At 34.3% G+C, this 9362-nt stretch carries 10 protein-coding genes and 1 pseudogene; 1 reads left to right on the top strand and 10 read right to left on the bottom strand.

The window, feature by feature from the left end; translation table 11 throughout:
• Positions 1 to 166: 166 nt before the first annotated feature.
• Positions 167 to 325, top strand: a pseudogene (locus tag MK851_RS07125) (IS110 family transposase); the annotation flags it as partial.
• A gap of 315 nt (positions 326 to 640) precedes the next feature.
• Here MK851_RS07125 and MK851_RS07120 read toward each other — a convergent pair.
• The 10 genes from MK851_RS07120 to MK851_RS07075 all read right to left on the bottom strand — a co-directional run bounded on the left by MK851_RS07120 (position 641) and on the right by MK851_RS07075 (position 9234).
• A complete protein-coding gene (locus MK851_RS07120) occupies positions 641 to 1219 on the bottom strand; it encodes an NAD(P)H-dependent oxidoreductase (protein WP_303506274.1) in 579 nt (192 codons plus the stop codon).
• 5 nt (positions 1220 to 1224) lie between these two features.
• Positions 1225 to 1566: a hypothetical protein gene (locus MK851_RS07115; RefSeq protein WP_303506276.1), complete on the bottom strand. Its 342-nt coding sequence runs from the start codon at positions 1564 to 1566 to the stop codon at positions 1225 to 1227.
• Positions 1567 to 1624: 58 nt separating this feature from the next.
• On the bottom strand, positions 1625 to 2206 hold the full coding sequence (locus MK851_RS07110) for a Crp/Fnr family transcriptional regulator (RefSeq protein WP_320242703.1): 582 nt from the start codon (positions 2204 to 2206) through the stop codon (positions 1625 to 1627).
• Positions 2207 to 2282: 76 nt separating this feature from the next.
• Positions 2283 to 3014, bottom strand: coding sequence for a GNAT family N-acetyltransferase (locus tag MK851_RS07105; protein ID WP_320242701.1), 732 nt, complete (start codon positions 3012 to 3014; stop codon positions 2283 to 2285).
• Positions 3011 to 3460, bottom strand: coding sequence for a DMT family transporter (locus MK851_RS07100; RefSeq protein ID WP_303506282.1), 450 nt, complete (start codon positions 3458 to 3460; stop codon positions 3011 to 3013). Before MK851_RS07100 ends, MK851_RS07105 begins: the two co-directional genes overlap by 4 nt.
• Positions 3461 to 3511: 51 nt before the next feature.
• A complete protein-coding gene (locus tag MK851_RS07095; protein WP_320242699.1) occupies positions 3512 to 4114 on the bottom strand; it encodes a Crp/Fnr family transcriptional regulator in 603 nt (200 codons plus the stop codon).
• 15 nt (positions 4115 to 4129) lie between these two features.
• Positions 4130 to 5074, bottom strand: a complete 945-nt coding sequence (locus MK851_RS07090) for an XdhC family protein (protein WP_320242697.1) — start codon at positions 5072 to 5074, stop codon at positions 4130 to 4132.
• Between the two features lie 6 nt (positions 5075 to 5080).
• Complete coding sequence (locus MK851_RS07085; RefSeq protein WP_320242695.1) at positions 5081 to 5455, bottom strand: hypothetical protein; 375 nt, start codon at positions 5453 to 5455, stop codon at positions 5081 to 5083.
• Positions 5456 to 5575: 120 nt separating this feature from the next.
• A complete protein-coding gene (locus MK851_RS07080; RefSeq protein ID WP_320242693.1) occupies positions 5576 to 7837 on the bottom strand; it encodes a xanthine dehydrogenase molybdopterin binding subunit in 2262 nt (753 codons plus the stop codon).
• Positions 7837 to 9234 (bottom strand): FAD binding domain-containing protein, encoded by a 1398-nt coding sequence (locus MK851_RS07075; protein WP_320242691.1) that lies wholly within the window; start codon positions 9232 to 9234, stop codon positions 7837 to 7839. The genes MK851_RS07080 and MK851_RS07075 overlap by 1 nt, the downstream gene beginning before the upstream one ends.
• Between the last annotated feature and the right edge of the window lie 128 nt (positions 9235 to 9362).

Below are 9362 nucleotides of genomic sequence, written 5' to 3'. Positions count from 1 at the left end.
TTTCCTCAAGACAACGAAACCATCAGCGCGTCACGCTGGTGTTTCCTCAAGACAACGAAACCATCAGCGCGTCACGCTGAGCTTTCCTCAAGACAACGAAACCGTCAGCGCGTCACGTTGAGCTTTCCTCAATGCAACGAAACCATCAGCGAGCTTCGTTGAGCTTTCCTCATCAATATGTAAGTACAATAAAGAGTGTAGAGAGCTTTATGACCGAATTATTGTTAGGGTAAAAGTAAAACTTGCTTTAATAGCAGTGTGTAATAAGCTGCTAAAACAAGCTTTTGCAATAGTAAAAAGTGGTTTATCGTATGATGCAAATTATAAAAGAGCTTTTGAGTTAAAAAAGTATAAAATGCACTTGTTTTTTACCTCAGTTCTTCTTAATGGTAGTATAAACGGAACTTTTAGCAATTTTATTAACACTCTCAAAATATAAAAGAATGTAACTTTTTTATCGTGTCAACACACGAAGCCTAATCGTGTCGACACTCCTTACCTAAGGGGAACGATACTCCCTGCCTAAGGGAAGTGTCATTCACTGCCTAAGGGGAGTAACACCAAACAACAAAAAAGATAAAATATTTGTATTGTGTAGAAAAATGTTTGTTAGCATATTGAATGGATAATAGAAGTATTGTTATTTGTTCATTGTTCCAAGAGTTACTACTTTTTTCAACCATTTAGCTCTAAACTTTTCTTTTGAGAGTCTTATAGGGCCAATGGTAGTAATTCGCACTTTTTTTACACCTATATAGTTTAATGTTAGTTTTTTCATAGCATTATGGCTTGGGCTTCTATAAAACCATTTATAGTACCAAGCAGGTTGATCTAAGGTGCAAATTATTCTAGCAGTTTTTCCTGTAAAACATTTATCCCACCATAAAGACTTTTCTCTTTTTTTAAAAGCAAAACCAGGGAGTAAAACTCGGTCTAAAAAACCTTTCATAATTGCAGGTACAGAACCCCACCAAATAGGATACACCAATACTAAGTGGTCTGCCCACTTAAGTTTTTCTTGTGCTTCTAGTAAGTCAGGCTCAAGCTCTGTTCGCTTTCGATAGCCAAATTGAAGGTTGGGGTTAAAGTTTAATTCTCGGATGTTGATTTCTTGTATTTCAGCAGTCGATTTCTTCGCACCTGTTTTATAAGCTTCAGAAAGACCAAAATTAAAACTTTCCTTATCAGGGTGTCCGTTTATAATGAGTATTTTCTTCATTTTTCTTAAAAAATAGGTTTCATTTTTGCTTCAAACTGAGAGCCTGTTAAGTTTTCTGTTTTAAAAAACTTATATAGTATAAAACAGGTAGGTATTGTTAAAAAGACTGTGCAAATAATAAAAGTGCTAAGGCTACAAAATGTACCTAAAATTTGAGTACCGACTTCTCCTATATATGAAGTAATATTGTTTTGTGGGTTTTTAAAATAGATATGAACTGATATGGCATACTCATAAAACCGAATTGAAGTTTCATAGATTAACCAAGCAGGATAAAACCATTTTCTAATAGGTTCCCACCATTTTCCCCAGATTGACTTTAGTTGTTGTTTGTTGTTATCTTCCATTGTTATTGTATTTGTTAGCAAAATTGCTGTAAATGGAAGGTTTATCATTTGATATAAATCAAATTCGTTTTTTGGGGTTTCTTATTCTGCTCAACGTTTCAAGAGTTATTCCTAAATATGAGGCAATATGTGTAAGAGGAATTCTGTTGGTTATAAAAGGATAAATACTTAGCAGGTGTTTGTATCTTTCTTCTGCTTTGTTGAATTGAATGGTGTATAATCGCTCGCAAAGCCCCAACATGGTTTCAGTGACTATTTTACTAATTAAGCGTTCAAAGTCGTGATGCTTTTGAGAAAGCTTATCAACAGTATCTTTTGAAAATTCCAAAACGGTTGAATCTTCAACAAATTCAACATAGTGTGGACTAGGTTCGTTACTAAAAAAGCTAACAATGGAAGCCATAAACTGATTTTCGAAAGTAAACCAATCAGAGATGTCTTTACCATCTTTTAAGTAATAAGCTCTTGAACATCCTTGGACAATAAAAAAGACTTTTTTAGAGAATTGCCCTTCTCGTACAACAATGTCTCCTTTTTTATATACACAAACTTTTGAACTGGTAATTAATTCTTGTTGACACTCAGTAGACAGCGGAGTGTAAGTTTCCTCAATTGTTTTAAAGACTTCTTTATAATTCATCCTCTCTCATTAGTAGCTTCAAACCTACTATTTTTTTGCCAAGTTCAAAAGTTATGTGTGTTAATATGCTGTACTTTTAAGAAGGATTGACAATACCATAATTTTTCATTAAAAAGTCTAAAGAAAACCCTAGTTTTAAATACATTTCTTTAGCCATTTCTGAGGCTTGTAATGTAGCTAAGGATAAATTCTGGTCAATAGCTTTATTCAATGTATGGCACATAATTTCGGTAGCAAAACCTTGCTTTCTTTTTTCAGGTATAATACCCAAACTATGTAAGCCAACAATCGTATTAGTAGTGTATAAAATTACGGTTCCAACAAGTTCTTGTTCAAAATAAACAAGATAATAGGGTATGGTTTCTTTAGTTTTTAAAATGGTTGCTGTACTTATTTCGTAATTAAAGGCTTTAAAAAAGGCATTGCTCCAAACATCAGCTTCTTCTGTGTTTTCTACTCTTTTAAAATCGATGTGTCTTTGAGTTTCGAACTTTTCGTTTAGCTCTAAACTCATTCCGTATTGTGTTGACTTTAACTGAATTTTAGCGTCAAGTTCCATATTGTTTTCTTGACTTGGTAGTGCAAATAAAGAAAATGTAAAAAGGTTACCTTCTCCTAACATTTGTAGCTGTACTTCTTTTAGTTGGTTTTCAGAAGGAGAGAGGTTGGTCCAAATTCTATTAGGCCATTGGGCATTTTCAATATAAGCGCTTTCAAAAGATGTTTCTTTATGATATCCTTGATATGGAGTCGCAGCAGTTTTCCACAAAGAAGTTAAATTGTTAATGTTTGATACTACTTTTTTCATTTTGAGTTGATTAAAAGAATACTAATTGCCATGAAAATAATTCCAATACACTTTTTGGTAGTTATAGGCTCAACAGGCAGGTTTAACCAACCAAATTTACCTGCGAATAACGAAAAAATCAATTGACCGCATAAGCCAAAAGCAATCATTTTTGAAATCCCTAGCTTTGGTATGGTGTAAAAATAAAGAGAAATACCAATCATGCTAAAAAGTCCGCCAATAAACCATAAATACCAAGGCACTTGCTGTGCTGTAGTTAATTGAATACTTTCTTCTTTGAATAGAAAGATGAATAAGCATCCAAAAACAGCACTAGCTATAGAGGTGGCTATAACAGCGATAACAGGTTGTTTTACAATAGTACCTAGTTGCGTGTTAAACCCTGCTTGAACAGCTAGTGAAACACCTCCAATAAAAGCCAAAAAGTATAAAAAGAATATTTTCATACTGCAAAGATGGAAAGGAAATAACACCTTTTTCTTTACATATGTTGACTGCTACACACTTTTTTTAATGCTCTTACGAATTCGGCTTAATTGAGTGGGAGTAATGCCTAAGTGAGAGGCAATATAGTGTAATGGTATCCTGTTATCTATGTTGGGATTAGCGTTTACAAAATCGAGATACCGTTCTTTAGCTTCTTTTAAAACAATATCAATTTCTCGTTTTTCTTTATCAATTACCCAATTCTTTTCGAGATAAGCAATATAGAAGTTCTGTAAGTCTTGGTTTTTCTTAATAAGTTGTCTGTAGGTGTCATACGGAAAGCTAATAACTGTAGAATCCTCTATAACCTCTAGAGAAAACTGAGAAGGTGTGTTGGTAAGTGATGATACTACAGAACCTATAAAACTACCTGATAAAAAGATGTTTTTATGATATACCGTACCGTTTTTATGTAAAAAGCAAGAAACTACTGCGCCTTTGTATAGCACGTGTATGTGTTTTGACACCTTTCCGAAGGGTAATAAAGTAGCTCCCTTTTTTAAATCGTGCACTTTTGCAACCGAAAATAAAGAAGAAACAGAGTCGTTACTCACCGTAGCATAACGATTAAAAACACTTGCTAAAAAGGCTTTATATTCATTTGGTTGATCCATTACTACTTATAAGGTTTAAGTGTTTTTTATTTGTATGATTTGTGCTGCAATACTTACCGCTATTTCCTCGGGGGTTTCACTTTTTATAGAAAGTCCAATAGGTGCGTGTACTTTATTTAATTCTTCTTGAGTAAATCCTTCGTTTTGCAGAACTTCCCACATCGTTTGCAACTTTGCTTTGCTACCTAAAACCCCTAAAAATTTATAGTTGTTTTTAAGGAGTTTACTCAATACCAATTTGTCATCAGTGTATTTATTAGTCATAATGGCTACATAGCTTGAAGAAGATTTTTCTATGTAGTTTTCAATATCGTTATAATCAATAACCTGTTTTTTATGAGCAGTTTGGTTGTTTTTTAAAGTGTTGAGGTTTTCTCGATTGTCAAAAACTACTACATAGAAACCAAGTTTAACAAAGAGTTCAGAAACTGCAACGCCTACATGACCACCACCAACAATGTACAAGGTTTCTCTAAAGCCGATATGTTCTTTAAAATACCAATCTTCTTTAGAATTGATGTTATATTCAAATTGATTTTCTAGAGTATGGGAAGTAAAATCAAATAAGGAAGGAGATAAGTGTAATGTTCCTTTTTTACCGTGTTGTAAAGAAGAAATAATAGTTGAAATTATTGAAATATGTTTAGCATCTAAGCAATGAAAGGCCACTGTTTGTTCACCAGAACAAATCATCCCCGAACCATCTTTGATATTTCCTTTATGAATTTGTTTTTTGATGAATGTTGGCGGATTCTCTTGTTGTAGTAGTTGTTTGGCTTCTTCAACAAGCGAAAACTCCATAACACCACCACCTACAGAACCATAAATAAAATCATCTTCAGCAATTAACATTTTAAAGCCTTTTCGACCAGGAGAACTACCAAGGTTTTCAATTACCGTTAGGAGGTATACCTTCTGTTTATTTTGAAGTTTTGTATGTAACTGTTGCCAAAAACCCATAAAAGTTTAGTTAAAAATAGTTTCGCTTAGGGCATAATAAATAGCCATTAGTGCAGAAAAAATAGCACTGGCTAAAAAACGCCAATCGAGTTTTACTTTATTTTGAATGATAAAGTTAGCAATAAACGAAATAGGAATGTTCACTAAAAATGACCAACAAGCAACAATGAATAAGTTACTGGTTATTTGTTCAAAATTCCCAGAAAATAACTTGATAAACAGCAAATGTCTAAAAATCCAAAGCGGATTAAAGTAAGCAATGGCTAATATTGTTTTTGCGAGTGTTCTTCTTAGTCCGCTATTGTTAGCTGTTTTTCTCTCTATCCAATTAAAATAATTAGGGATTTCAAGAGCATAAACGGTAGCTCCAATAAATACCATTCCGAGGAGTCTGTATAAGGAAAACTCGTTTAGTAAAAGGGATGCAATGGTATCTCCAATGCTATAAATTAACGCACCCCTAAATATATTTTGTTTGGTGTATTGTAGTTTGATAAGCTTTTATTTTTCATACAATCCCATCAACACTTTTTCGGGTGTAAAAGGGGAGTGGAATTTTAATTTATAATTAGAGTTGAAAGTTTTTACCGCTTGCTGAATGGCAAAATAAGTCCCAATTCCATACATTAAAGGAGGTTCACCAACCGCTTTCGATTTTTTAATAGCCATTTGATTCCCTTCCGTTTTTAACGGAATGGTTTCTATTGTTTTGGGAGCTGAGAAAATATCAGGTACCTTGTAGGTAGACAACGCATTCGATAATAATCTCCCTTCATTGTTATAGGCAATTTCCTCTAAGGTCATCCAACCGATTCCTTGTGCTAAAGCACCTTCCACTTGGCCTAAATCAATTCCCATATTCATACTTTTACCAAAGTCGTGTACAATCTTTACGCTGTCAATTTCATAATTCCCACGGATACAATCTACAGTAACGGTTGTGATAGCAGTACCGTATACATGATAGGCAAACGGATGCCCTTTTTCTTTGGTTTTATCAAAATGAATCACAGGAGTAGCATAATGTGCATTTTCAGATAGCGCCACGCGACGAAGCATCGCTTCAGTAATTAAAGCTTCCCATGTTAGCTCTGATTTTTTACCACTCACAAAAACAGCATTTTCTTGAAAAGAGATATTTTCTTTTTTGGTAGAGAGCATGTCAGCGGCAACTTCTGTTAGTCGTTCAACTAACGAATTACAAGCCATTTCTGTTGCTTTCCCGTTAAGGTCGGCAGTTGAACTTGCTGCAGAAGGTGAGGTATTGGCAACACGTGTAGTATTCGTGGTTTCCAGTTTTACTTTATTGGGCGAAATTCCTAAAACACTTTGTGCTACTTGTAATATTTTGGTGTTTACACTTTGTCCCATTTCTACAGCACCTGTAGAGACACCAACACTTCCATCTTGATAAATATGTACCAAAGCACGTGCATGATTCATTGGGGTATTGGTAAATGAAATACCAAAGGCGATAGGCATTAATGAAATTCCTTTTTTGTAACGGTCGTTCTTATTATTGAAGTCAGCTACTTCTTGTTCTAGCTGTTCAAGTTGATATTGCTCTTTTGCGCTAAACCAAGAGTTTTGTGCTTGTACTTCGGTTGCAATTTGCCCGTATGAAAACTCATCGTTCTCAGCTAATAGATTGGCTTCTTGTATTAATCTTTTATTGATCCCTATTTTATCAGCGGCATCTGCAATAGCACTTTCAATAACAAACATTCCTTGCGGACCACCAAAACCACGAAAAGCGGTGTTAGGAGGTAAGTTGGTTTTACAACTATACACTGTAGTATGTACGTTTGGAACAAAATAACTATTGGTAGCATGAAACAATGTCCTTTCAGCAATAGCAGGTGATAAATCAGCGGCGGCACCAGAATTTTGTAGGAACTCAGCTTCAAAAGCTTTTATTTTTAGGTCTTTGGTTAGACCAATTTTATAAAATGATGAATACGGATGGCGCTTTCCTGTCATACGTAAATCGTCATGGCGATTCAACATGTATTTTACTGGACGATTCAAATGTTGTACCGCCACAGCTGCCATCACTGCCCAAGGAGTTGCTTGATCTTCTTTACCTCCAAAACCACCTCCTAAGCGAATTACATCGACTTCAATTTTATGCATTGGAATACCTAAAACCTTGGCTGCTGTTTTTTGAACAGCAGTAGGGCCTTGCGTAGATGAGGTAATTTTTATATTCCCGTTTTCTTGAGGAACCGCATAGCAACCTTGTGTTTCGAGATACAAATGCTCTTGTCCGTTAGAAAAAGTTTCGCCTTCAAATACATATTCACATTCGGTAAAAGCATTTTGGGTGTCTCCTAAGTTAAATGAACGAGGAGCATTGATAAAACTACCTTTTTCTTTGGCTTCTTTAGCGGTTGTGATTACAGGAAGTTCTTCAATATTTATGGTAATTAAACTTCTTGCTTTTTTAGCAATCGCTTCACTTTTTGCAACAATGAAAGCAATGGGTTGTCCCCAAAAATGGACTTCATCTTCTGCCCATAAAGGTTCATCAGGAATGATACCTCCAATTTGATTTTCTCCTAAGACATCTTTATAGGTGAATATTTTTACTACACCTTCTAGTGCTTCTGCTTTAGAATAATCTACCGATTTGATTTTACCATGCGCTTTTGACGAGTCAAAAACCAACCCGAATAAGGTATCTTGACGTAGCATTAAATCGTCAACAAATAACGATTCTCCTCTAACATGTGTAAAACTGTCAATATTTTTCATCGTCTTCATTAGGCAATTAATTTTTTTAGTTCTACATGATTAGAGAATAGCTCCAAAAAATGAGCAAAAAATAATTGTCGTGCTAACAAACGTTTGTATTCAGCAGTTCCACGAACATCACTGATAGGTGAGATTTCTGATTGTAAAACTGTTTCAGCTTCTTTTATAGTTTCTGAATTGATTGTTTTTCCGATTAAAAAAGCGTTGGTTTCGTGTAAATATTTCGGAATGGCAGCAACACCTCCTAAAGAAAAATGAGCGTCTGTAATTGTATTATTTTTTAGTGTAATTCTTCCAGCGGAATTTACACTAGCAATGTCTAAATGTGTTCGTTTGCTTACCTTCTCAAAATTGAAAAAGTCTTCCGTTTGCGGAACTTTGAATTGTATTGAATGTAAGATTTCACCTTCGTGTAAATCATACTTTTTATAGTCTTGATGAAATTCTTGAAATGGAATTTGTCGTGTATTTCCATCTTCTTTTTGAATGGTTACCATTGAGTTTAATGCTAAAAAGAAAATAGACATATCACCAATAGGTGAGGCATTTACAAAGTTACCTCCAATAGTTCCCATATTTCTGATTTGCTCAGAAGAAACAAGTTTTAAAAATTGTTTGAGTTTAGGGAAGAGAGTTTGCAATTGTTTACTTTCTGCTATTTCGGTCACTGTTGTATTAGCACCTAACGTGCAAAAACCTTTGGTAAAAGAGATTTCTTTCAAAGCATTGTTATCGGTTAATAAATGTACATCTTCTTCAGCCATTTTATCAGCATGCTGTACATATATATCGGTTCCGTTGGCTACTTTTACTCCTGTTTTTTCAAAGGTTCTTGGTTGTAATTGAGCTAATTTTTCTGGAATAGTTACAAAATAATTAGGAATAAAACCTTCCTTGATTAGCCAGTCAATTTGATGGTTTTTATCTTTTTGTTGTAGTTTTTGTTCTATTTCAAAACCTGCTTTTTCAATCGATTTATAACCTGTACAGCGACAAATGTTTCCGCTGATAGCATCGTTACAAGAAGTTGTTTGTTTACTGTCAAGAGCATAACCAGTCATAGAAACCACAAATCCTGGTGTACAGAAACCACATTGTGTCGCATAATTATCGGTCATTGCTTTTTGAATGGTATTCAGTTCTTTTGGTAAATTGATTCCTTCTACCGTAACGATGTGTTTTCCGTTAGCATTTCCTAAAGGAGAAATACATGAAGTTATACTTTGGTAGCTAAGTTTATTATCATTTAGATCACCAATTAAAACAGTACAAGCTCCGCAATCGCCTTCACGACATCCTATTTTTGTACCTTTTAATTGTTGATGTTCTCTAATAAAATCGAGTAGGGTAATACCAGCGTTTGCTGTAGTTTTTATTACCTGATTATTTAATATAAATTGTATCATAAGCAGAATGCAAGATACGAAAATGTGACGTTAGGGAAAAAGTTGAAAAAGAAAAGTGTGGAGTTTAAGCTTTTTAATTATTTAATGATATGATGGTCAAAATATGTAGCAATAAAAAAGCCTCCAAA

The sequence above is a fragment of the Tenacibaculum sp. 1B UA genome, from assembly GCF_033978845.1.
Lineage (GTDB): Bacteria > Bacteroidota > Bacteroidia > Flavobacteriales > Flavobacteriaceae > Polaribacter.
Note: the sequence above shows the minus strand (reverse complement) of the source record. Positions and strands in the feature narration are given on the sequence as shown.